Here is a 21,975-nt window from a genome sequence, read left to right on the forward strand (position 1 = left end):
GCTTGCGCGGGAGCGACGACGATTTCGGGAGAGTCAATGAAAAAGTATCTGATCGCCGCTTCGGTGGCACTGGCGTTTGGCGCGGTACAAACCGCTGCGCATGCAGCCGATAACGCGCCGCGCGCGGAAAATGCTTACCTGTCGCAGACCGACGCCGCCGCCCGTTCGGCGCGCGTCAGCAATGTCGACTACACGCTGGCGTTCGCGCTGACCGGCAAGGAAAGCTTCAGCGGCACCACCACGCTGAGCTTCGATCTGAACGATGCGTCGCAGCCGCTGACCATCGATCTGGACAAGGCCACCATCGCCAGCCTGACCGTCAACGGCAAGGCCGTAACGCCGCAATACAATCAGTGGTTTGTCACGCTGGCCGCCGCCGATCTGGTCGCCGGCCGCAATACCGTCACCATCGCCTACAGCCGTCTGCACAGCACCAACGGCGAGGGCCTGCACCGCATGGTCGATCCGGTCGATGGCCGGGTCTACACCTATTCGCACTTCGAGCCGGCGGCGGCGCACCAGATGTTCCCGGTGTTCGATCAGCCGGATCTGAAGGGTACGTATCAGGTCACCGTCAGCACGCCGGCCGACTGGGTGGTGTCGTCCACCATGCGCGAGACCAGCGTCAAGGATGCCGATGGCGGCAAGCTGTGGACCTTCCCACGCTCGAAAAAACTGAGCCCGTATAACTTCTCGATGCACGCCGGTCCGTACAAGGTCTGGGAAGACAACAGCGGCAAGTATCCGATGCGTTTGTTCGCGCGGCAGTCGGTGGCGTCGCAGGTGTCGCCTCAGGACTGGTTCAAGTACACCAAGGCCGGCCTGGGCTTCTTCGATCAGTACTTCGGCGTGCCGTATCAGTTCGAGAAGTATGACCAGCTGCTGGTGCCTGACTTCCTGTATGGCGCGATGGAAAACGCCGCCGCGATCACCTTCGGCGAAGGCAGCTTCCTGCACAAGGAAGAGATGACCACGGCGCAGAAGGAATCGCTGGCCGGCGTCATCATGCACGAGATGGCGCACCAGTGGTTTGGCGATCTGGTGACCATGAAGTGGTGGAATGGCTTGTGGCTGAACGAGAGCTTCGCGTCCTTTATGGGCACGCTGGCGACGGCCGAGTCGACCGAATTTAGCAATTCGTGGCAGGCCTTTTATTCGGGCGGCAAGCAGGCGGCGTATGTGCAGGATCAGCGCGTGACCACGCACGCGATCGAGACGCCGGTACCGTCGACCGCGAATGCGTTCGATAACATCGATGCCATCACTTACTCGAAAGGCGCGTCAACGCTGAAGCAGTTGCGTCACCTGCTGGGCGAAGAGGTGTTCCGCAAGGGCGTGCATAACTATCTGGTCAAGTACCAGTATCAGAATGCGACGCTGGACAACTTCATCGGCAGCCTGGGTGAAGCGGCCGGCCGCGATTTGAGCGGCTGGACCAAGGAGTGGCTGTATGAGCCGGGCGTGAATACCATCGCGGCCGATTTCAGCTGCACCGGCGGCAAGGTCAGCGCCTTCACGCTGCGTCAGAGCGCGCCGAGCCAGGAGTTGCCGACGTTGCGCGAGCAGCGCGTGCAGGTGGGCCTGTTCAATCTGACGGCGCATGGTCTGAGCCTGAGCAAGAATGTGGCGATTACCTACAAGGGTGCGGCGACCGAGGTGCCGGAGCTGAAGGGCGCGGCGTGTCCGGACCTGGTGTATCCGAACTACCAGGACTGGGGCTTTGCGCAGGTGCAGCTGGATAAAAAATCGTTTGCGACGGCGCAGTCCAGCCTGAGCAAGGTGGAGGATCCGCTGCTGCGCTCGATGTTGTGGCAGAGCTTGTGGGATGGCGTGCGCTCGGCGCAGTTGCCGTTGAACGACTTCCTGAAAACCGCGCTGGCCAATGCGCCGGCCGAGAAGGATTACACGCTGCTGGGCAATATCGTCGACAAGGTGCGCGCGTCGAAGGGCTATCTGGAAGCGCAGGGACCGTCGGCGTACCAGACCAAGGTGGGCGTGCAGCTGGAGCAGATGGCGTTTGCGGCGACCAGGTCGGCCACCGACAGCAACTTCCAGCGCCGCTGGTTCTCGACCTATGTGGGGCTGGCTTCCAGCCCGGCGGCTTTGCGTCAGCTGGCTGATATCCTGAACGGCAAGCTGGTGGTCAAGGGGCTGAACGTGTCGCAGGATGTGCGCTGGGAGATCATCCGCCGCCTGAGCCGCATGGCGTATCCAGGCAGCGAGGCGCTGGTGGTGGCCGAGCAGGCGCGTGACAAGTCCGATAGCGGCCAGCAGGCGGCGATTGCGGCGACCGTGGTGCGTCCCGAAGGCAAGGTCAAGACGGAGTGGGCGACGACGATTGCCGATCTGCAGACCAAGCTGCCGTTCTCCAAGGTGCGCACGGCGATGGGCAGCATGTATCCGCCCGAGCAAAGCGCGCTCAATGAGTTGACCGCGCAGCAGCGTCTGGATACGCTGGGTGCGGTGGACAAGGCGGCTGGTCCGGTCTACATGCGCGCGTATGCGGCGTCGATGATTCCGGCGACGTGCACGCCAGCCAGCGTGCAGCGTCTGGATGCGGCGATTGCCAAGTTGCCGGAGCTGTCGAATGGCACGCGCCGCGCGCTGCTGGTGACGCGTCAGGAAGATGCGCGCTGCGTCGCCATCAAGCAGGCGATGACGGCGCACTGATCCGCGTTCGTTGTTGCGCCTGAAAGCCAGCCGTTCTTCGGCTGGCTTTTTTTTATTCAAATGCGACGTCTTCAATGCGGAAGCGCATCTTGCGGCGCTCCGGCAAGTTCCAGCCTTGGCCGGGCGTGGGGTCGCGTGGCGGGGCTGGCGGTGCAGGTGTCGCAGCGGGCGGCGGGCGGGAGGCTACTAGCTGCGCTTGCAAAGCGGTCAGCAAGGCCAGCGCGGAGGTGTCGGAGAGCGCCGCGGCGGTGCTGGTGCCGGCTGGCTGAGGCTGGGATTGTTGCCGCTCCACTTCTTTGCGCAGCAGATGGGCTTTCCTGAATTGTTTGTCTTCAGGACGTTTGATGCTCAGGTCGGTCCAGGCGTTGCGGGTGGTGCGGGCGAAGGATTGGGCGAACTGGTTGGGCGTGACTGGCCTTCCTTTGTGGATGATGTCGTCGCCTACCACGCGGGCGTAGTTGTGATCGCCGTAGCTCCAGGAGTGCAGCTCTGTGCCTTCGGGAAGGAATAATGACTTCCACTGGTAGCCGCGCACGTTGGCGGGATCGCAGCCTTTGGCCAGTCTGGCTTGCTCGCCGAGCCACAGTTCGATGGCGCTGTTGATGGTTTGTGAGATGTCTTGCGTGCCGCCGCGCAATTTTAGATGCGCGATGAGGCGGAGTAGGGTATCGGTCTCTATGTGCAGACTCATTGTGGATTTCATTCTATTTCCCCTTCTATTTTCTTCTATTTAGATCGGTAATTTTCTGCAAAGTTCAATTGCAGAAGAAAATAGAAAAAGCAGAAGCGGAATAGAAGGGAAAATAGAATGAAATCCACAGGGGGCGGGGAGGGCACCCCCTGTATGTATAGAGGCGGAATTATTTTCCCGGTGGCGGGGCGATGTCGTGGGCGGTGAGGACGCAGGTGCCGGCGCGGCAGGTGGCGCCTGGGTCGCTGGTGGCGATGCAGGTGGACATGGTGGCGTCGCGGTTGTTGTCGGCGCGGCGGGCGGCGGAGTGTAGCTCGACCAGCGATTTGAGCTTGGCGCCGTCGTTGCTTTTGCTGGACCAGGCGAGATAGTTTTCCGGGCCGCCGCAGGACTTGGCGCCGACGCCGATGCTGTGGCACTGGCTGTCGTTGTCGCAACTGAGGTTGCTGTTGGCGGACTGGACTTGCTGTCACAGCGCGGCGGTCGGGCTTGCGGGCGCCGGGGTGGATGCTGCTGGTGCGGTCGGGCGGGCGCCGGCACAGGCGGTGAGGATCAGCAGGCTGGCGGCGGCCAGGCGCAGGGTGTGGGACAGTTTGGTCATGGCTTCGGTCCTGATTCAAGTGTGGGTTCGCGCAGGCGCGCCTTGCGTGCGACGCTGTCGGGGCCGAACAGGATGGTGAATTCGGCCGGCTGCCCGCCGTTGCGCGCTGGTGGGTAAGTGTAACGCCAGATCTGGTAGCCGCTGTCAAAGTTGATGGTGTGCGCCGGGCCAAGGCGGGCGCGCATCTGGGCGGTGGTGTTGTGGTCGGCGGCGATGGCGGTGTCGTCGGGGCCCGGCGGACCGTCCATGTCGTCGAAGGCGAGCAGGGTGTCGTCGGACCAGCTGCGGTCCCAGATGGGGGCGTAGTAGCTGCGGTCCAGCAGCACCTGGCAGTCGCAGTACGGCAGGGTCGACGGCGTTTGCGTGCCGCCGGCGTACAGGGCGCGCAAGGGCAGGGTGGCGCTGCGGTTGCCGTCCTTTAGTGTGATGGCGAAGACCGGCCGTTCCGCAAAGAACAGGTAGTTGCCTTCCGGGCTGTTGCAGACGCGGTCGGGACTGGTGAACAGCTCGCCCAGCCAGGCAAAGACCTGGGCGTTGTTGGACAGCAGGCCGGCTTCGACGCCGACCATGCATTCCAGCCGCAGGTCGCCGAGGCGGCGCATGCCGTCCGGGACGTTGGGGCTGCGGACCTGGGCGCGCCAGGTGAGGGTGCTGGTCTTGCGGCTGGCGATCAGGGCGGCGTCTTCCTGCCGGGCCTGGGCGTTGCGTTCCAGCGTGAAGGTGTGGTCGGCGGCGACGGCAACCGGCAGCGAGACGGTGTCGCCGGCGACGCGCAGGGTGATGCCGTCCAGTTGCGTGGTGGGCAGGCGCGGCAGCAGCTGGAAGCGCAGCGTGGCTTGCGGCGCCAGTGCGTGGTTGCGTTCGAAGATGTCCATACCCGCCAGCATTTTGCGATAGGACTTGTCGACCGGGTCGCGCGTGGCGGCCACGGTGACGCTGGGCGCGGCGGTTTGGGCGGCGGCGCTGCCGGCCAGCAAGAAAGCCATCAGAAAAGTCAGGGTACGCATGAGGCAAAAGCGTAAAGCATTGCCGCCAGCGACGGCGCACCGCTGGCGGCGTCAGGATGCTGGCGGCGCCTCGACGGGCGGTTGGTGCTCGATCCAGCGCAGCAGGTCGCGGCCGAAGACGCGGGTGCGGGCGGTGTCGACCTGGCGCTGTTTGTAGGCGGCGTGGCTGGCGGGGCCGCTCAGGCTGCGCTGGTAACTGGCTTCGTCCATCAGCTGGATTTCGTATTCGAAGAAAAAGCCGACGTCGTAGTCCTGCTCCGGCGCCGCATCCAGCTGCTGGACGTGAATCATTTTGCGCACCGTGACCTGGATGCTGTTGAAGCCACTGCCGCTGTGCGGATTGTCGCAGCGCGTCTGCGGCTGGGCGATTTCGGCCAGTTCCGTATCCATTTGCCGCAGCAGGTCCAGCGGATAGTGGTCGGCGCGCTCCAGCTGCGCGCGGTATTTGCAAAACACCTGCTTGGCCGCGTCCAGGTCCAGCAGCGTGTTGCGGCTGCGCTCGGCATCGACATTGGTGACCGACAGCACATGTGCGCGCTGCAGGGTGCGCAGGGCCAGCAGGCATTCGGCGCGGGTGGCAAACACCAGCCGCACACCCAGATGATCAAAGATATCGGCGGCCAGATACGCGGCCTTTTGCAGCAGCTTGAGCAGGATGCTGTTGCGGCCCTTGTTGTCCTTGCGGTCGTAGTGCAGCAGCGGCAGGCAGACTTCGCCGTCGGTCAGGTAGTGCTGCTCGCCCTGCTGGCGGATCACTTCGTCCAGCGTGCCAAACACCTGGGCGCGAATGGCATGGAAGTGGCGCAGCTTCAGGTTGTTGTCGATGTAGAAGATGCCGTGCATTACCTTCAGCACCACGCAGGCCCACATGCGCCGCACATCGACCTGCTGGCCGCGCAGCGAGGCATACACCAGCAGATTGAGCGGATCGTCCGGCGTCGCCACCTCGGGCGGGATCAGGCTGGCCTGCTCTGGCGTCAGAAAGGTGGCGCGGATGAAATCGACCGCCTCCGCATGGGCGCGGCGGATCAGCGTCACCGCCGCCGGCTGGTCGAGGTCGAAACCGTATTCGCGCACGAACTGGCGGGCGTCGTGCAGGTTGCGCAAGGCCAGCGCGCCGAGGTCGATCGCCGACTTGCCGTTGGCGATGGCGTCCAGATAGCTCCAGTTCAGCGACAGCTTGCCCGCGCTCTTCAGCGTGGCATGTAATTCAGTCATGGCGTGCGTCTCCTCGCACCGGATTACTTTTATAGCAACAGGTTGTCCGTTAGAACTATAATAGCGCCTTTTCCGCGCTTCGCCGCAAAGCTTTTGATGACACGTTCTAGCTACTTACCCGGTGTGGATGGGCTGCGCGCCCTGGCCGTCATTCTCGTGCTGCTGTGCCACGCCAAGTTCAGCTGGATGGCCGGCGGCTACATCGGCGTCGACGTGTTTTTCGTCATCTCCGGCTACGTGGTGTGCCGCTCGATCCTCACCGACCAGGACCAGCAGCGTTTCCGCCTGCGCGATTTCTACACCCGCCGGCTAAAGCGGCTGGCGCCGGCGCTATACCTGGTGATGGCCGCCACGCTGGGCTTCGGCCTGCTGTACAACTTCCCCGACAACAACCTGGCGCTGATCAAGAATATCGGCTTCGTCGCGCTGTTTTATTCCAATGTCTACCTGGCCAAGCAGACCGGCTACTTCGATCTGCAAGCCGACAAGCAGCCGCTGCTGCATACGTGGTCGCTGTCGGTGGAAGAACAGTTCTACCTGGTCGTGCCGCTGCTGCTGATCGCCACCCGCAAGCTGCGCGCGCCGGCGCGGCTGGCGCTGTTTGGCGCGCTGTGGAGTGCGGCGCTGGCGTACTCGTGGTACAGCGTCAGCCACACGCTGCCAGGCGCGTATTTCTACCTGCAAGGGCGGGTGTTTGAATTCCTGTGCGGCATCCTGCTGGCGCTGTTGTTGCATGCGCGGCCGTTGCGCGCGCGCAGCTATGGGTATGACGCGCTGCTGCTGGCCGGCCTGGCCCTCATCGTCTGGTGCGGCGTGCGCTACACCGCGCAGACCGCGATGCCGGGTCTGGCCGCGCTGTGGCCGTGCGTCGGTGCGGTGCTGGTGATCGCCGGCGTACAGGGCGCGCGCGGCGGCCAGTGGCTGCTGGCCAATCGCGGCAGCGTGTTCGGCGGACAGATTTCGTACGTGCTGTATTTGTGGCACTGGCCGGTGATCTACGCCTTCAACCGCCTCGGCCTGAACTCGGCGGCGGCGATGAGCGCCGCCCTCGGCGTCTCGCTGCTGCTGGCGGTGGCCACCCACTACGTGGTGGAAAATCCGCTGCGGCGCGCGCCGTGGCCGCCGAAGAAAACCGCGCTGCTGCTGTTCGTGCTACCGGTGCTGGCGTGCGTGGCGCTGCTGCTGATGGCCAAGCAGAGCAACAGCTTCCTGCGCTTCTACCCGGAACGCTACCAGCAAGACTTCCGCGACAGCGGCAACACCGTGTTCCAGGACCCGCGCGCCAAACTGTGCTGGAGCAAGGACGGCGTCACGCCGGCCGACCAGTGCACGCTGGGCGATGCCGGCGCCCGCCGCAAGGCCGCCTTCCTCGGCGACAGCCACGCCTACCACCTGATCGACTTCATGGACCAGCTGGGCAAGGAACACGGGCTGGCGATCCACGACATGACCTTCACCATGTGCGCGCCGATTGAAAACAGTCCCGCGCGCGCCGGCGAGCCTGGCTTCCAGCGCCACGCCGAGGAATGCCGCCGCCACGACCAGCAAGTGCTGGCCCATGTGCTGGCGCAAAAGGACATCAGCATCGTGTTCATGGCGGCGGTGTGGGACTTGTACGCCAACCACGCCAACGACGGCAAGCCCAATCTGCACGGCTTCATGCCGCAGCAGATCAACACCGAGCTGGCCGCCACCATCGGCAAGCTGGAGGCGGCCGGCAAGCGCGTGATCTTCCTCGACGACATCCCGGTACTGCCGGCCGCGCTGGAAGACTGCGTGTCCAACCGCGTCTACCTGCCGGGCCGCGCGGCCGACCGCTGCAGCTATCCGCGCGCCGCCGCCGACGACCGCTACCGCGGCATCGCCGCCATCCTGGACGACATGCGGGCGCGTTTCCCGCGCAGCGCCACCATCCACACCTACGACGTGGCGTGCGACGCCACCGAATGCCACGCCGAACTGGGCGGCACGGGCCTGTACGCCCACAACGACCCCGGCCATCTGGGAAAGGGCGGCGGCGCGCTGTACTACCGCGCCTACCGGCAGCGCCATCCGGGCGAACTGGCAGCCATCCTGGGCGCGACGGAGCCGGTGACGGCGCGCTGAGCGCCGGCGGCGGCCGGGCGCTGCTACGCTGCCCGCCACGCCAGCCGCCACGCGCGGCTGGACTTGCGGCGGATGCGTAAGGTTGCCAGAAGTGCTACAGTAGCCGGCATCTGACCACGTCCCGGAGTCCGCATGTCCTTCCTGATCGTTCTTGCCGCGCTGGCGTTCCTGATGCTGGCCGCGTATCGCGGCTACAGCGTGATCCTGTTTGCCCCAGTGGCCGCGCTGGGCGCGGTGCTGCTGACCGATCCGGGCGCGGTGGCGCCGGTGTTCAGCGGCATCTTCATGGACAAGATGGTTGGCTTCATGAAGCTGTACTTCCCGGTGTTCTTGCTGGGGGCGGTGTTCGGCAAGCTGATTGAGCTGTCGGGCTTTTCGGAATCGATCGTGGTGGCGGCCATCAAGTACATCGGCCGCACGCGCGCCAACGCCGTCATCGTGCTGGTGTGCGCGCTGCTGACGTATGGCGGCGTGTCGCTGTTTGTGGTGGTGTTTGCCGTCTACCCATTTGCGGCCGAGTTGTACAAGCAGAGCAATATCCCCAAGCGGCTGATGCCGGGCGCGATTGCGCTGGGGGCGTTTTCGTTCACCATGGATACCTTGCCGGGCACGCCGCAGATCCAGAACATCATTCCCACCACGTTCTTCAAGACCACCGGCTGGGCCGCGCCGTGGCTGGGCGTGATCGGCTCGATCGTCACGCTGGCCGCCGGCCTGGCCTTCCTCGAGTGGCGCCGCCGCGCGGCGATGGCGACGGGGGAGGGCTATGAGGCCGCCACGTCGGCCACCACCACCGCCGTGCCGGTAGCTGCCGCTGGCGTCGCCAGCGCATCGGCTGCCGCGTCGGCCGCGACCACCGCCGTGCCAACACCTGCCGCCGGCGCTGGTGCCAACTCTGGCGCCGCCGCGCGCGCCGGCCTGCCGCATCCGCTGCTGTCGGTGGCGCCGCTGGTGCTGGTCGGCGTCGCCAACTTCGTGCTGACCAAACTGATCCCCGGCTGGTACGGTGACAACTACGCCCTCACGGCCGACGCCTTGCCCGGCCTGCACGCGCCGATCACGCTGACCGTCAAATCCGTGACCGGCATCTGGGCGGTGGAAGGTGCGCTGCTGCTGGGCATTCTGCTGACCATCGCCACCGCTTTCCAGCGTATTCGCCTCACTTTCGCCGACGGCACCAAGGCCGCCGTCGGCGGCGCGCTGCTGGCGGCCATGAACACCGCGTCCGAATATGGCTTCGGCGGGGTGATCGCCGCGCTGCCGGGCTTTCTGTCGGTCAGCGAAGCGCTGCGCAGCGTGCCGAATCCGCTGGTCAACGCCGCCGTCTCGGTGACCGCGCTGGCTGGCATCACCGGCTCCGCCTCGGGTGGCATGAGCATCGCGCTGGCCGCCATGTCGGACCAGTTCATCAAGGCCGCCGACGCCGCGCACATCCCGCTGGAAGTGATGCACCGCGTGGTGGCGATGGCCAGTGGCGGCATGGACACCTTGCCGCACAACGGCGCCGTCATCACGCTGCTGGCCGTCACCGGCCTGACGCACCGGCAATCCTACCGCGACATCTTCGGCATCACCGTCATCAAGACGCTGGCAGTGTTTTTTGTGATCGCGGTCTACTACCTGACCGGACTGGTGTAACTGCAGCGGGCGGATACTGCTTCTGGCAGCGGGTGCAGAAAAAACTGCGGCGTTTGGTCTTGCCCAGATGCGCCTTGTGGAACGGGATATCGCAGCGCGGGCAGATGCGCTTGGTGTGCGCCTGCCAATGCTGCTTGAGCACGAAGGCTTTCTTCCAGCGCAGGAAATCGAAGGCATAGGCGCGCATCTCGGCGACGAACTCGCGCTGCTTGGCGGCCGACAGCGCGCCGACCGTAGACAGCGGGTGGACGCGGATGCGGAACAGCACCTCGTTCTTGAAGATGTTGCCGGCGCCGGAAAAAATCTCCTGGTCCAGCGCGGCATCGCACACCAGCATGTCCGGCTCGGCGCGCAGCTTTTTCAGCACCACCTTGGGGTCCCACTGGTCCGCCATCACATCCACGCGCCAGTCATACTGCGCGTCCAGATCCGGCGGCAGCGTCTTGACCGAGCAGGTGTAGAAATTGAACTCGTCGCCGTCGTCGAAGCCGAGGCTCAGGCGTGGCACGGCGTCCTTGCGCTCGTTGATGCGGTAGCTGCCGAACATCAGCAAATGGATGCGCAGGGCCAGGGTCGGCAGCTGGATCAGGAAATGCTTGCCCCAGCTGCGCAACGCCAGAATCGGCTGCCCCTCCAGCGCGGCGAAATCGACGCCCTTGCTGTTGCCGCTGGCGCGCGTGATGGTGCGGCCGGCAAAGCCCTCGGCCGCTTCACGCAAGATCACAATTGACGGTCCTTCGGGCATGCGCTGTCTCCACTGGCTACGGGCCTCCAGTGTCGCCGCGCCGCTGCGGCCGGACTGTACGTTAGCTCACCGAGCCGTCCAGCAGATTGTGGATGCTGTAGCTCATCATCGCCAGGAAGGCCACCAGGCCCAGGTACATCACGCCATAGTTGATGCGGGTGTCGCGCGGCACCGTGTAGTAGCTGGCGTCCTTGGCGGGATCGCCCCAGATGGCTTCCTTCAGCTGCGGGTAGGCCAGCACCGCCACCAGGATCAGCATCGGGCTCGGATGATAGAAGAACAGCGCCGCCAGCAGCGGCACGCCGGCCAGCCACACCTTGGGCGAGAGGATGGCCGTGATGCGGCCGCCATCCAGCGGCGAGATAGGAATCAGGTTGAACAGGTTGATCATGCAGCCGGCATAGGCCAGCGCCAGCAGCAGGCTGCTGTCCTGGTCGCGGGCCAGGAAGTAGCAGGCCACCGACGCCAGCGTGCCGGCCAGCGGCCCGGCAAAGCCGATGTAGGCTTCGGTTTCGACATCATGCGGCAGCTGCTTGAGCGCGATCCAGGCGCCGACGAAGGGGATAAAGGTGGGCGCGCCGACCTCCAGCCCGCGCTGGCGCGCCGCCGCGTAATGGCCCATCTCGTGGACGAAAATCAGCGCCACGAAACCGACCGCGTAGCGCCAGCCATAGATCCAGCTATACGCCACGATCGACAGCAGCATGGTGCCGCAGGTCATCAGCAGCTTGCCCATCTTGCCGGCCGCCAGCAGCCAGATGATCAACTTGCCCATGGGCTTACTCCGGCTTGCTCAGGTCGACCGGGGCGGCAGCCTGCTCCGTTGCCTTGGCGTCCTTCTTGCGGCCCAGCAGCTTGTAGATCCAGCTGCCCGCCGCCGCTACGCCCAGCAGCAAGACCTTCTTGAACGCCAGCAGCAGCGCGAAGATCTTGCCGAAGAAGCCCAGCTTGGCCGCGACGCCGCCCGCCACCAGCGCCGCCAGGCCGTACTCGGCCACCTTGTCGGTGCTGGCGTTGAAATCGGTGTAGCGGTTGCCCGGCGTGAACTCGGTGAAGGCGGTGACCTTCTTCATCTCCTGCTTGACCTGGGCGATCTGCTCCATGCCGGACACGGCGTTGAGCACCAGCACGCCTTCGCGGCCCAGCACGCGGATGTTGTAGTTCAAGCCGTTTTCCTTGCTGCCGTCGGTATGCAGTTCCTTGGCCCAGTACAGCTTGTGCTGGCCCTTGTCGTAGCTGGGCTGCTCGGCCCAGCCGACCAGCGACATCGGCGCATAACCCTGTTCCTGGCGTGCCTTGTTGTTCTCGGCCATGCCTTCCTGCATATCCTTCAGCAGGTCGGTGTAGTTGATCTTGTCGGCGTCGTCGTCCTTGACGTGGCCGTCCTTGTCGTAGGTGACCACTACGCCCCAGCCCGCTTCGCTGAGCGGATTGACGTCGGCCGGCACGATCATGCCCAGCGTTTTGGCGCCGGGCGGATTGCCCCAGCCGTCGGTGATCAGTTTTTCCGTGTCGGCCGGATCGAGGTAGCGGAAGCTGGCCGGCAGGTCCATGGTGGCGATCTCGCCGGGCAGCTTGATTTTGCCCTCGCGGAAATTCAGCGAGGCGAGGAACTGCTGGGCCGAGACTTGCGGCGCTGAAGCAGAAGCGGGAGAAGCGGCTGAAGCGGCAGGTTCGGCCGCCTGCGCCGGCAGCGTGGCAGCCAGGCTCAGGCAGAGCAGGGTGGTGAGAAGACGGCGCATGAAAACTCCTTGTCATAAAAGCAGTATCCTACAGGAAACTTGCGGATTTGGTAATTACTTATGACATTGTCGCCAACATTTATTCGTGGCAGTATTGCCGATTCATGTACCACCCTTGAGGGAGCCCAGATTGAAAAAAACCATGCTTGCCCTGTCGTTGCTGGTCGCCTTTGGCGTGCACGCCGCCAATGGTCCCGAGATCGACGCCAAACGCCTGTCGCAGGACGTCAAAGTGCTGTCGTCCGACGCATTTGAAGGCCGCGGCCCGCACACCGCCGGCGAAACCAAGACCGTCGCCTACCTGATCGAACAATTCAAGGCCGCCGGCCTGCAGCCGGGCGGCGACGTGGTCAAGGGCCAGCGCAGCTGGACCCAGGACGTGCCGCTGGGCCGTTTTGAAATCAAGGGCCCGGTGACGCTGAGCGTCAACGACGGCAAGAGCGTGCAGCCGCTGCGCCAGGGCGACGACCTGGCGGTGCGCGCCGCCATGAACGGCGCCAAACTGGTCGACATCAAGAACGCGCCGCTGGTGTTCGTCGGTTACGGTGTCACCGCGCCGGAGCGCCAGTGGGACGACTTCAAGGGCCAGGACCTGAAGGGCAAGCTGGCGGTGGTGCTGATTAACGACCCCGACTTCGAAACCGGCCAGGGCGATTTCGGCGGCAAGGCCATGACCTACTATGGCCGCTGGACCTACAAGTATGAAGAGATGGCACGCCGCGGCGCGCTGGGCACCATCATCGTGCACGAGACCGCGCCAGCCTCGTATGGCTGGAACACGGTCAAGAACTCCAACACCAACGTCATGTACGACATCGTGCGCAAGAAGCCGGCCGAGGCGCACGCGCCGATGGAAGCCTGGATCCAGCGCGACCTGGCGGTCGACCTGTTCAAGCGCGGCGGCCTGGATTTCGAGGCGCTCAAGAAGCAGGCGCAGACGCGCGACTTCAAGCCGGTGCAGCTGAAGGACGTCACGCTGTCGGCCCACTACGCGGTGGACGCGCAGGTGATCGTATCGAAGAACGTGGCGGCGCGCGTGGTCGGCGTCCAGCGGCCGAAGGAAACCGTGATCTACAGCGGTCACTGGGACCACCTGGGCGTGGGCCTGCCAGACGCCAAGGGCGACAAGATCTACAACGGCGCGGTCGACAACGGCACCGGCATTGCCGCGCTGCTGGAACTGGCGCGCGCCTACGGCAAGGCGCCGGCGCCGCAGCGCACCGTGGCCTTCCTGGCCGTCACCGCCGAAGAGAAGGGCCTGCTGGGTTCCGAATACTACGCGGCCAACCCGCTGTACCCGCTGGCCACCACGGTCGGCGTGATCAATATGGACGCCCTCAGCCCGCACGGCCTGACGCGCAACTTCACCATCTCCGGCAGCGCCAAGCTGGATCTGCTGGACCAGCTGATCGCCAAGGCCAAAGACTGGAACCTGGTATACAAGCCGGACCCGAAACCGGAAGCCGGCCACTTCTTCCGCTCGGACCACTTCCCGTTCGCCAAGCGCGGCGTGCCGGCCATCTCGTACGGCTCGGGCGACGACCTGGTGGAGGGCGGCCTGGCCGCCGGCGAAAAGCTGGAAGCGGACTACAACACCAACAACTACCACCAGCCGTCCGACGAGTGGCACGCCGACTGGACCTTCGCCAGCATGGCGCACGACCTGGGCCTGCTGTATGCGCTGGGCCGCGACCTGGCCGACTCCAAGGCCTGGCCGAACTGGTCGCAGGACGCCGAGTTCCGCGCCGCGCGCGACGCCACTGCAAAGGAACGCAAATAAGCGTATGCAAAAAAAGCTGGGCAAACTTATCTAAACCTTAATAGAATGGCCGGGCGCCTGCTACAACGCAGGCGCCCATTTTTTTTACAGGTCCACTTCTTTGGGAGATACCGCATGACCACGTCCTTGCGCCGCACCGTCCTCGCGGCCGCCATTGCGCTGCTATCCGCCGGTGCCACCGGCGCCGCGTATGCCGCCGACACCACCAAGCCTGTCGCCAAAAGCGACATCGCGATTCCCGACATCCCGTACACCAAATTCGTGCTGAAAAACGGCCTGACCTTGCTGGTACATGAAGACCACAAGACGCCGGTGGTGGCGATCAACACCTGGTACCACGTCGGCTCCAAGAACGAAAAGCCCGGCAAGACCGGCTTTGCCCACCTGTTCGAGCACTTGATGTTCAGCGGCAGCGAGAACTTCAACCAGACCTACATCAACGCGCTGGAACGCATCGGCGCCACCGACCTGAATGGCACCACCAACGGCGACCGCACCAACTACTTCCAGAACGTGCCGACCTCGATGCTGGACTACGTGCTGTTCGCCGAGAGCGACCGCATGGGCCATTTGCTCGGCGTGCTCGATCAGAAGAAGCTGGACCTGCAACGCGGCGTGGTGCAGAACGAGAAGCGCCTGGGCGAGAACCGCCCGTACGGCGTGACGCGCCAGCTGCTGGCGGAGAACACCTGGCCGGTCGGCCACCCGTATTCGTGGACCACGATCGGCTCGATGGCGGACCTGGATGCGGCGTCGATGACCGATGTGCAGGACTGGTTCAAGACTAACTACGGTCCGAACAACGTGACGCTGGTGCTGGCCGGCGACATCACGCCGGAACAGGCGCGTGAAAAAGTCGAGAAGTATTACGGCGACATCCCGGCCGGCCCGCCGCTGGCCAAGCAGCAGGAGTGGATCGCCAAGCGCACCGGCACCCATCGCGGCACGGTGCAGGACCGCGTGCCGCAGGCGCGCATCTACCGCGTGTGGAATGTCCCGGGCAGCCACACGGCCACCGAACCGCTGCTGGACCTGGCGGCCAAGGTGCTGGGCGGCGGCAAGACCTCGCGCTTCTATAAGCGGCTGGTGTACCAGGACCAGTTGGCGACCGACGCCAGCGCCTTTAACAGCTCGTCGGAAATCGCCGGACAGTTTTACGTGGTGCTGACTGCGCGCCCCGGCGCCGACAGCGCCAAGTTGGAACGCGCCGGCGACGAGGAGCTGCAGGCGCTGGTCAAGTCCGGTCCCACCGCAGCGGAACTGGAACTGGCCAAGACCGCGATCCTGGCGCAGTACACCCGCGTCGTCGAGCGCATCGGCGGCTTTGGCGGCAAGAGCGACCTGCTGGCCAGCTGCACCACCTACACCGGCAATCCGGAGTGCTACAAGGACTACCTGAAGGCGATCAAGGCGGCCACGCCGGCGCAGGTCAAACAGGCCTTGCAGACCTGGGTGTCCGATGGCGACTACGTGCTGGACGTGCAGCCCTATCCGACCAACCTGACCACTACCGCCAAGCTGGATCGCAGCCAGCCGCCGGCGCTGGGCAAGCCTGAGCAACTGAAGCTGCCGGCGATGCAGAAGGCCACGCTGTCGAATGGCCTGAAGGTGGTGCTGGCGGAACGCCACACGGCGCAGCTGGTGAACTTCTCGCTGATCATCGATGCCGGCTTTGCGTCGGACAGCGAGAAAACCCGGGGACTGGCCAGCCTGACCGGCCGCCTGCTGGAAGAGGGCACCACCACGCGCAGCGCGGCTGACATCAGCGCCGCGTTTGAGTCGCTGGGCGCCGAGTTCTCGGTCGGCACGGGGCTGGACAGCGCCAACGTCAACCTCAACACGCTGAAGGCGACGCTGCCGAAGGCGCTGGATGTATATGCGGACGTGATCCAGCATCCGGCCTTCGCGCAGAAAGAGCTGGATCGCCAGAAGCAGATCCGCCTGGCCAACATCGCGCGCGAGAAATCGTCGCCGTCCGAAATGGGCCTGCGTTTGCTGCCATCGCTGGTGTACGGCGCCGGCCACGCCTACGCGGGACCGATCAGCGGCAGCGGCAGCGAAGCGACGGTGGGCGGCCTGACGCGCGACGACGTGGCCAGCTACCACCAAGCCTGGTTCAAGCCGAACAACGCCACACTGCTGGTGGTGGGCGACACCACGCTGGCCGAGGTGACGCCGCTGCTGGAGAAGGCGTTCGGCGGCTGGAAAGCCGGCGCCGCGCCGAAGAAGGAGATCGCCACGGTAACGCCGACAGCCAAACCGCTGGTCTATTTGCTGGACAAGCCGGGCGCGCAGCAAAGCGTGATCTATGGCGTGCAGCTGGCGTCGGCCAGCAATGCGCCGGATGACGTGGAACTGGACGTGATCAACGACGTCTTTGGCGGCACCTTCAGCTCGCGCATCAATATGAACCTGCGCGAGGACAAGCACTGGTCGTACGGCGTCAACGCCGGCCTGCGTGCGGCCGCCGGCCAGCGCCTGTATCTGAGTTCTTCGCCGGTGCAGACCGACAAGACCAAGGAGTCGTTGCAGGAGCTGCAGCAGGAGTATGCCAACATCGCCGGCGCCAAGCCGATCACCGCGGCCGAACTGTCCGACGCGCAGACCAACGAGACGCTCGGTTTGCCGGGATCGTTCGAAACCGCCGGCCAGCTGGCGGGCGCCTACGGCAAGATCATCCGCTACAAGCTGCCGGAGAACTACTATGACACCTTCACCGGCCGCGTGCTGGCGCTGACGCCGGACAAGGCCAACGCGCTGGCGGCGCAGGCCATCACGCCGAACCGGCTGGTATGGCTGGTGGTGGGTGATCTGAGCAAGGTGGAGGCGGGCGTGCGTTCGCTGAATATCGGCGAAGTGCGCAAGATCGACGTCGACGGCAAGCCGCTGCCGTAAGCATCTTCGCTGACACGCCGGCCGGCGCCCGTGCGCCGCGCCGGCGTTTTTTATGGGCCGATATGTTTGGCCAGGAAGGCCTCGATGTGGCGCCACAGGTCGATGCGGTTGGCCTGGGTCTTCCAGTCCTCCACGTTGGGCGTGTACTCCAGCCACTCGACCTGCTGGTTGGTCGCTGCCAGCGCATCGCGGAACTTGCGGCCTTCGTGGAACGGCACGCGCGCATCGTCCTTGCCATACGCCAGCAGCACCGGCTGCGTGATGCGCGCCGCATTATGCAGCGGCGAGGTTGCGCGGAACTGCGCCGCATCCAGTTTCGGATCGCCCACCCGCGCCTCCAGCCGTGCCAGCCCTCGCGACTCCGCCACATCCTTCCAGTCCCGATCGAACATGGCGCCGATATCCGTCATGCCCGACCAGCTGATGCCGCACTTGAACAGCGCCGGATCGCGTATCAATCCCATCATCGCCGCATAACCGCCGTAGCCAGTGCCGGCGATGCATACCCGCGCCGGATCGGTATAGCCCTGCGCCTCCGACCACTTGACCGCATCGGCGATATCGTCCTGGATCGCGCGGCCCCACTGCTTGTCGCCGGCCGCTTCGAAGGCGCGGCCAAAGCCGCTGGTGCCGCGCGGCTGCGGTTGCAGTACCACATAGCCGCGCGACGCCAGAAACTGCACCTCTTCATTCCACGCCCAATTGGCATTGCGCTTCCATTGCGGATCGCCGACCAGCACCACCGTCGGGCGCTGGCGCTTGAGCGCCGGTTCCGGCACTGTGAAGTAAACCGGAATCTGCAAGCCATCGCGCGCCGGGTAGCGCGCCATCGCCATCGGCGCCATCTGCTCCGGCTTCAGGTCCGCATGGGCGTCGCCGAGGCGCAGCAGCTTTTTGGTGTCGCGGTTGTACAGCAGGTAGATATGATCCTGCACATCGCTATGGGCATCCACCAGCACAAACGGCGTTTCGCTATGGCCGCCGTAGCTCAGCGTATTGATGGTGTTGGGCAGCAGCGCATCGAGTTCCTGCTGCATCGTCTTCATGCCGGCGTCGAACCATACCGTGTTTTCGCTATCGGTATTGACGCGGAAGCCCAGCATCTTGCTGTCGCTGATCTGGAAGTAGCCGTCGGCGTCGTAGCCCGGCACGATGATCAGCGGCTTGGGGTCCAGCGCCTTTTTCTCCAGGTCGAAGCGGTAGATCGATGCCTCGTCGTTGCCGTTGTAGGCCTGCACATACAGCTGGCCGTCGACGTAGAGCTTGGGCTGGAAGGCTTCCGGCGACAGCGGATCGAAGCTGGCCACCTCGCGCCAGTTATCGTCTGCCAGGTGGTACACCACGTCCTTGCCGCGGCGCCGCGCGACCGCCACCCGCACCTCGCCCTGCGGGTCCACCAGCCAGAGGTGGGTGCTGCGTGGCGCCCGCACGTCGAGCGGGCGGCCGCCCGAGCGGGTATTCAGCCGCATCAGCACTTCATAGTCGGGGAAGCGCGCTATCGCGAACATGACGTCGCCCTTGCGGGGCGGGAAACCGTTGATGGTGGGGCGGGACAGGTAGGCGTTGTTGGCGTAGTCGCTGTCGGCAAACGAGCGTTGCGGCACGATGGTGGGCGACAGCACCGTGAATGCCTTGCCGTCACGGTCTACCGCGTACAGGCCGGTCTGGCCGATGTCGCCGCCGTGATCGACGTTGATCACGGTGTAGGCCAGCCGCTGGTCGTTCAGCCAGAAGAAAGTTTCGACATCGGCATTGCGGTAGGCCGCCACCACGGTCTGCGCGTGGCTGTCGGTATCGACCACTTTCAGCATGCTGCGGCCGGCCGGCGACTGCATGCGCAACACGACATGGCGGCCGTCGGGCGAGATGCTGGCGCCGGTCATCTGCGGCTTCTGGAAGAACTGCTCGATGGGGATGGGCGCGGCCTGCGCCGCTGCCGCCGTCGCAGCGGCCAGCAGAATGGCAATCAGCTTCATGGTGGTAAAAAAGATATTTAAAAAGACAACGATAGCGCAGATTCCGGCCCCTGCCCAGCAAAGATTTCCGTTTGATGCTAATATTTAGTATCCTAAGTATATTTGAACGAGTCGCCCATGACCGCCTACGACAAAACCCTGATGTCCCTGACCCACACGCTGATCCACGTGGCGCGTGCCTACAAGAGCGCGGCCGACGCGCTGACGGCGGACTTTGAGCTGTCGCACGCCAGCGCCTGGCCGGTGCTGATGATTTCGCGCCTGGGCGACGGCGTGCGGCCCGGTCAGGTGGCGGACGCCGTCGGCATCGAACCGCCGTCGCTGGTGCGCATCATCGACCAGCTGGTGGCGGCCGGGCTGGTGCTGCGCCAGGACGATCCCAGCGACCGCCGCGCCAAGACGCTGACCCTGACCAGCGCCGGCAAGACCATCGCCGAGCGCCTGGAAAAAGCGCTGGCGCCATTCCGCCGCGACCTGTTCAAGGACATGCCGCAGGCCGACATCGAAACCACCGTGCGCGTGCTGGTGCAGCTCGACCAGGTGCTGGCCGAACGCAGCGCGGGTTAAGCAGCGGGGCAGCCATCATGCACATGCCAAAAGGGAGCGAGATGCTGTTCTCGCTGAAATGCTTTATCGCCTCGATGCTGGCGCTGTACGTCTCGCTGGCGGCCGGCCTGCCACGTCCGTTCTGGGCGATGATGACGGCGTATATCGTCGCCAGCCCGTTCTCCGGCGCGGTGCGCTCCAAGGCGCTGTTCCGCGTGTGCGGCACGCTGATCGGCAGCACCGCCACCATCGTCATGGTGCCGCGCATGGCCAATGCGCCGGAGCTGCTGTCGCTGGCGCTGGCGTGCTGGGTGGGCCTGTGCCTGTACCTGTCGCTGCTGGACCGCACGCCGCGCTCCTACATCTTCATGCTGGCCGGTTACACGGCGGGGCTGATCGGCTTTCCCGCCGTGAGCGACCCGTCAGCCATCTTCGACACCGGCCTGGCGCGGGTGGAGGAGATCACCATCGGCATCTTGTCCGCCACCGTGGTGCATTCGCTGCTGCTGCCGCAGGGCGTGGGCCCGGTGCTGCTGGCGCGGCTGGACCGCGCCATCGGCGATGCGCAGCGCTGGATGGGCGACGTGCTGAAGCCCGGCGCTGGCTCCGATGCTGCGCAGAACGCGCCCGCCGCGCAGGCGGTGCAGGCCGTGCATACGCGGCTGGCGCTGGCCGGCGAAATCAGCGAGATGCGCGTGATGTCGACCCACCTGCCGTTCGACACCTCGCACCTGCGCTGGACCGCCGGCATGGTGCATGGCCTGCACGACCGCCTGACCGTGATGGTGCCGCTGCTGCTGGCGGTGGAAGACCGCCTCACCACGCTGCGCGAAGTCGATCCGCAAAGCCTGGCGCCGTGGACCGCGCTGCTGGACGATATCGCCGCCTGGGTGGCGGCCGGCCGCAGCGCCGATCCGGCGCGCGCCGCGCAATTGCGGGCGGCGCTGGCGCAGTTGCAGCCGTCGCTGTCGGCCAATGCCAGCTGGAGCGAGATCCTGCGCCTCAATCTAGCGCAACGTCTCGACGCGCTGATCGAAGCCTGCGAAGACGGCCTGGAATTGCGCAGCAACGTCGGCGCCGTCATGGCCGGCGGCGCTTCCCAATATACGCCGCACGTGACGCCGTCGGTGCTGCACCGCGACCATGGCATGGCGCTGCGTTCCGCCCTGGCAGCGGTGCTGACCATTTTGCTGTGCTGCGGGTTCTGGATCGTTACCGCGTGGCCCTCCGGCGCCGCCGCACCGATGATGGCGGGGGTACTGTGCTGCTTCTTCGCCACGCAGGACAACCCGACGCCGGCCATCCTGGCGTTCCTGAAATGGACGTTGATTTCGATGCCGGTCGCCGCCGCCTACATCCTGTTCGTACTGCCGGCGGTGCACAGCTACGAAATGCTGGTGCTGGTGATCGCGCCGGTGTTCCTGATCGGCGGCGCATACATGCCGCGTCCCGCCACGGCCGGCGCCGCGCTGGCTTTCCTGATCGGCGTGGCCGGCACCTTGTCGCTGCAGGACACCGGCACGCTGGATATTCCCGGCTTCCTGAACAGCATGGTGGCGCAGCTGTTCGGCTATATCGCCGCCGCCGTCGTCACCAGCCTGGTACGCACGGTGGGGGCGACTGGATGGCGCAGCGCATGCTGCGCACCGCGCGCCGCGAAGTCGCGCAAATGGCACAGGCCAGCGCGCGCGAACCGCTGCTCAAAATTTCGGCGCGCATGGTCGACCGTATCGGCCTGCTGATGCCGCGCCTGGCCATCGCCCATCCGACGCCGGAAGCGCGCGCGGTGGCGGTCGACGGCTTGCGTGAACTGCGCGTCGGCCTGCATGTGGCGCAGTTGTGCGGCCTGCGCCAGCCGCTGGAACAAGCCGGGGTGACGCTGCAACCGCTGATGCAGAAACTGGGACGCTACTTCGGCAGCAGCGCGATCGGCCACGGCCAGGCGCCGGCGGCTTTGCTGGAGCGACTGGACGGCACGCTGCGCGCGGTGTGCGCGGCGGCCGCGAATGGTGCGGCCGAAGCAGCGGCTGATGCAGCGGCAGGCGCCGACGGCGGCATCGGCGCGGCGCGTTCGCAAGCGGCGGCTGCACTGGCCAGCATGCGGCGCGACCTGTTCCCGCGCGCGGCCGCCTATCAACCGGAGATCGCATCGTGATTGCTGAATTGAGTCTGTACGGACTATACGTACCCACTTTACTGCTGTTGTCCATCCTCGCGCTGGTGTGCACGCGCGTGCTGGGCCGGCTGCTGATGCGGGTTGGCTTCTACCGAATGGTATGGCATCCCGCGCTGTTTGAATTTGCGCTGTTCTTCATCTTGCTGGGCAGCTTCTCCATGCTATTAACGAATCGGGGCTAAAC

The 21,975-nt window shown here is 65.2% G+C and carries 15 protein-coding genes and 1 pseudogene; 8 read left to right on the plus strand and 8 right to left on the minus strand.

The genetic code is table 11. The features are described from left to right. Positions 1-36: 36 nt before the first annotated feature. Positions 37-2,670, plus strand: coding sequence for an aminopeptidase N (gene pepN, locus HH213_RS14465; protein ID WP_169112678.1), 2,634 nt, complete (start codon positions 37-39; stop codon positions 2,668-2,670). Between the two features lie 52 nt (positions 2,671-2,722). Here pepN and HH213_RS14470 read toward each other — a convergent pair whose 3' ends face one another. The 4 genes from HH213_RS14470 to HH213_RS14485 form a co-directional block, all read right to left on the minus strand. Continuing rightward, positions 2,723-3,361 (minus strand): hypothetical protein, encoded by a 639-nt coding sequence (locus tag HH213_RS14470; protein WP_229263433.1) that lies wholly within the window; start codon positions 3,359-3,361, stop codon positions 2,723-2,725. Between the two features lie 469 nt (positions 3,362-3,830). Next, positions 3,831-3,962 (minus strand): hypothetical protein, encoded by a 132-nt coding sequence (locus tag HH213_RS30460; RefSeq protein WP_255458414.1) that lies wholly within the window; start codon positions 3,960-3,962, stop codon positions 3,831-3,833. Beyond that, positions 3,959-4,948, minus strand: coding sequence for a hypothetical protein (locus HH213_RS14480; protein ID WP_169112680.1), 990 nt, complete (start codon positions 4,946-4,948; stop codon positions 3,959-3,961). The genes HH213_RS30460 and HH213_RS14480 overlap by 4 nt, the downstream gene beginning before the upstream one ends. A gap of 72 nt (positions 4,949-5,020) precedes the next feature. Next, positions 5,021-6,187 (minus strand): TIGR04552 family protein, encoded by a 1,167-nt coding sequence (locus tag HH213_RS14485; RefSeq protein WP_169112681.1) that lies wholly within the window; start codon positions 6,185-6,187, stop codon positions 5,021-5,023. A gap of 96 nt (positions 6,188-6,283) precedes the next feature. Here HH213_RS14485 and HH213_RS14490 point away from each other — a divergent pair, with 96 nt between their 5' ends. Both HH213_RS14490 and HH213_RS14495 read left to right on the plus strand, forming a co-directional pair. Further along, complete coding sequence (locus tag HH213_RS14490) at positions 6,284-8,293, plus strand: acyltransferase family protein (protein WP_169112682.1); 2,010 nt, start codon at positions 6,284-6,286, stop codon at positions 8,291-8,293. A gap of 132 nt (positions 8,294-8,425) precedes the next feature. After that, on the plus strand, positions 8,426-9,931 hold the full coding sequence (locus HH213_RS14495; protein ID WP_169112683.1) for a GntP family permease: 1,506 nt from the start codon (positions 8,426-8,428) through the stop codon (positions 9,929-9,931). On the opposite strand, the gene HH213_RS14500 is transcribed toward HH213_RS14495, so the two are convergent. From HH213_RS14500 to HH213_RS14510, 3 genes are all read right to left on the minus strand, one after another. Then, positions 9,873-10,676 (minus strand): DNA-formamidopyrimidine glycosylase family protein, encoded by an 804-nt coding sequence (locus HH213_RS14500; RefSeq protein ID WP_169112684.1) that lies wholly within the window; start codon positions 10,674-10,676, stop codon positions 9,873-9,875. The genes HH213_RS14495 and HH213_RS14500 overlap by 59 nt on opposite strands. Before the next feature lie 61 nt (positions 10,677-10,737). Next, complete coding sequence (locus tag HH213_RS14505) at positions 10,738-11,451, minus strand: site-2 protease family protein (RefSeq protein ID WP_169112685.1); 714 nt, start codon at positions 11,449-11,451, stop codon at positions 10,738-10,740. A 4-nt stretch (positions 11,452-11,455) separates the two neighbouring features. Further along, positions 11,456-12,418: a DUF2167 domain-containing protein gene (locus tag HH213_RS14510; protein WP_169112686.1), complete on the minus strand. Its 963-nt coding sequence runs from the start codon at positions 12,416-12,418 to the stop codon at positions 11,456-11,458. A gap of 142 nt (positions 12,419-12,560) precedes the next feature. Here HH213_RS14510 and HH213_RS14515 point away from each other — a divergent pair, with 142 nt between their 5' ends. Next, positions 12,561-14,198: a M28 family metallopeptidase gene (locus HH213_RS14515; RefSeq protein WP_169112687.1), complete on the plus strand. Its 1,638-nt coding sequence runs from the start codon at positions 12,561-12,563 to the stop codon at positions 14,196-14,198. A gap of 114 nt (positions 14,199-14,312) precedes the next feature. Continuing rightward, a complete protein-coding gene (locus tag HH213_RS14520) occupies positions 14,313-17,093 on the plus strand; it encodes a M16 family metallopeptidase (protein ID WP_169112688.1) in 2,781 nt (926 codons plus the stop codon). 50 nt (positions 17,094-17,143) lie between these two features. Here HH213_RS14520 and HH213_RS14525 read toward each other — a convergent pair whose 3' ends face one another. Beyond that, the gene (locus HH213_RS14525) at positions 17,144-19,069 is read right to left on the minus strand and encodes an alpha/beta hydrolase family protein (protein ID WP_169112689.1); all 1,926 of its coding nucleotides are present in this window, start codon (positions 19,067-19,069) and stop codon (positions 17,144-17,146) included. Between the two features lie 117 nt (positions 19,070-19,186). Here HH213_RS14525 and HH213_RS14530 point away from each other — a divergent pair, with 117 nt between their 5' ends. The 3 genes and pseudogenes from HH213_RS14530 (at position 19,187) to HH213_RS14540 (ending at position 21,973) form a co-directional block, all read left to right on the plus strand. Then, positions 19,187-19,636: a MarR family winged helix-turn-helix transcriptional regulator gene (locus HH213_RS14530; RefSeq protein ID WP_229263434.1), complete on the plus strand. Its 450-nt coding sequence runs from the start codon at positions 19,187-19,189 to the stop codon at positions 19,634-19,636. A 74-nt stretch (positions 19,637-19,710) separates the two neighbouring features. Continuing rightward, positions 19,711-21,770, plus strand: a pseudogene (locus HH213_RS14535) (FUSC family protein). Then, positions 21,767-21,973, plus strand: a complete 207-nt coding sequence (locus tag HH213_RS14540; RefSeq protein ID WP_169112690.1) for a DUF1656 domain-containing protein — start codon at positions 21,767-21,769, stop codon at positions 21,971-21,973. Before HH213_RS14535 ends, HH213_RS14540 begins: the two are co-directional and overlap by 4 nt. The last annotated feature ends 2 nt before the right edge of the window (positions 21,974-21,975 follow it).

The organism is Duganella dendranthematis (assembly GCF_012849375.1).
Taxonomy (GTDB): Bacteria; Pseudomonadota; Gammaproteobacteria; order Burkholderiales; family Burkholderiaceae_D; genus Rugamonas; species Rugamonas dendranthematis.

What these genes read in the sequence shown, in the direction of transcription:
- HH213_RS14495 (WP_169112683.1), top strand. Translation starts at nt 8,426, where the DNA reads ATGTCCTTCCTGATCGTTCTTGCCGCGCTGGCGTTCCTGATGCTGGCC.
- HH213_RS14505 (WP_169112685.1), bottom strand. Translation starts at nt 11,451, where the DNA reads ATGGGCAAGTTGATCATCTGGCTGCTGGCGGCCGGCAAGATGGGCAAG.
- HH213_RS14510 (WP_169112686.1), bottom strand. Translation starts at nt 12,418, where the DNA reads ATGCGCCGTCTTCTCACCACCCTGCTCTGCCTGAGCCTGGCTGCCACG.
- pepN (WP_169112678.1), top strand. Translation starts at nt 37, where the DNA reads ATGAAAAAGTATCTGATCGCCGCTTCGGTGGCACTGGCGTTTGGCGCG.
- HH213_RS14500 (WP_169112684.1), bottom strand. Translation starts at nt 10,676, where the DNA reads ATGCCCGAAGGACCGTCAATTGTGATCTTGCGTGAAGCGGCCGAGGGC.
- HH213_RS30460 (WP_255458414.1), bottom strand. Translation starts at nt 3,962, where the DNA reads ATGACCAAACTGTCCCACACCCTGCGCCTGGCCGCCGCCAGCCTGCTG.
- HH213_RS14515 (WP_169112687.1), top strand. Translation starts at nt 12,561, where the DNA reads ATGCTTGCCCTGTCGTTGCTGGTCGCCTTTGGCGTGCACGCCGCCAAT.
- HH213_RS14530 (WP_229263434.1), top strand. Translation starts at nt 19,187, where the DNA reads ATGACCGCCTACGACAAAACCCTGATGTCCCTGACCCACACGCTGATC.
- HH213_RS14480 (WP_169112680.1), bottom strand. Translation starts at nt 4,948, where the DNA reads ATGGCTTTCTTGCTGGCCGGCAGCGCCGCCGCCCAAACCGCCGCGCCC.
- HH213_RS14470 (WP_229263433.1), bottom strand. Translation starts at nt 3,361, where the DNA reads ATGAGTCTGCACATAGAGACCGATACCCTACTCCGCCTCATCGCGCAT.
- HH213_RS14525 (WP_169112689.1), bottom strand. Translation starts at nt 19,069, where the DNA reads ATGAAGCTGATTGCCATTCTGCTGGCCGCTGCGACGGCGGCAGCGGCG.
- HH213_RS14485 (WP_169112681.1), bottom strand. Translation starts at nt 6,187, where the DNA reads ATGACTGAATTACATGCCACGCTGAAGAGCGCGGGCAAGCTGTCGCTG.
- HH213_RS14520 (WP_169112688.1), top strand. Translation starts at nt 14,313, where the DNA reads ATGACCACGTCCTTGCGCCGCACCGTCCTCGCGGCCGCCATTGCGCTG.
- HH213_RS14490 (WP_169112682.1), top strand. Translation starts at nt 6,284, where the DNA reads ATGACACGTTCTAGCTACTTACCCGGTGTGGATGGGCTGCGCGCCCTG.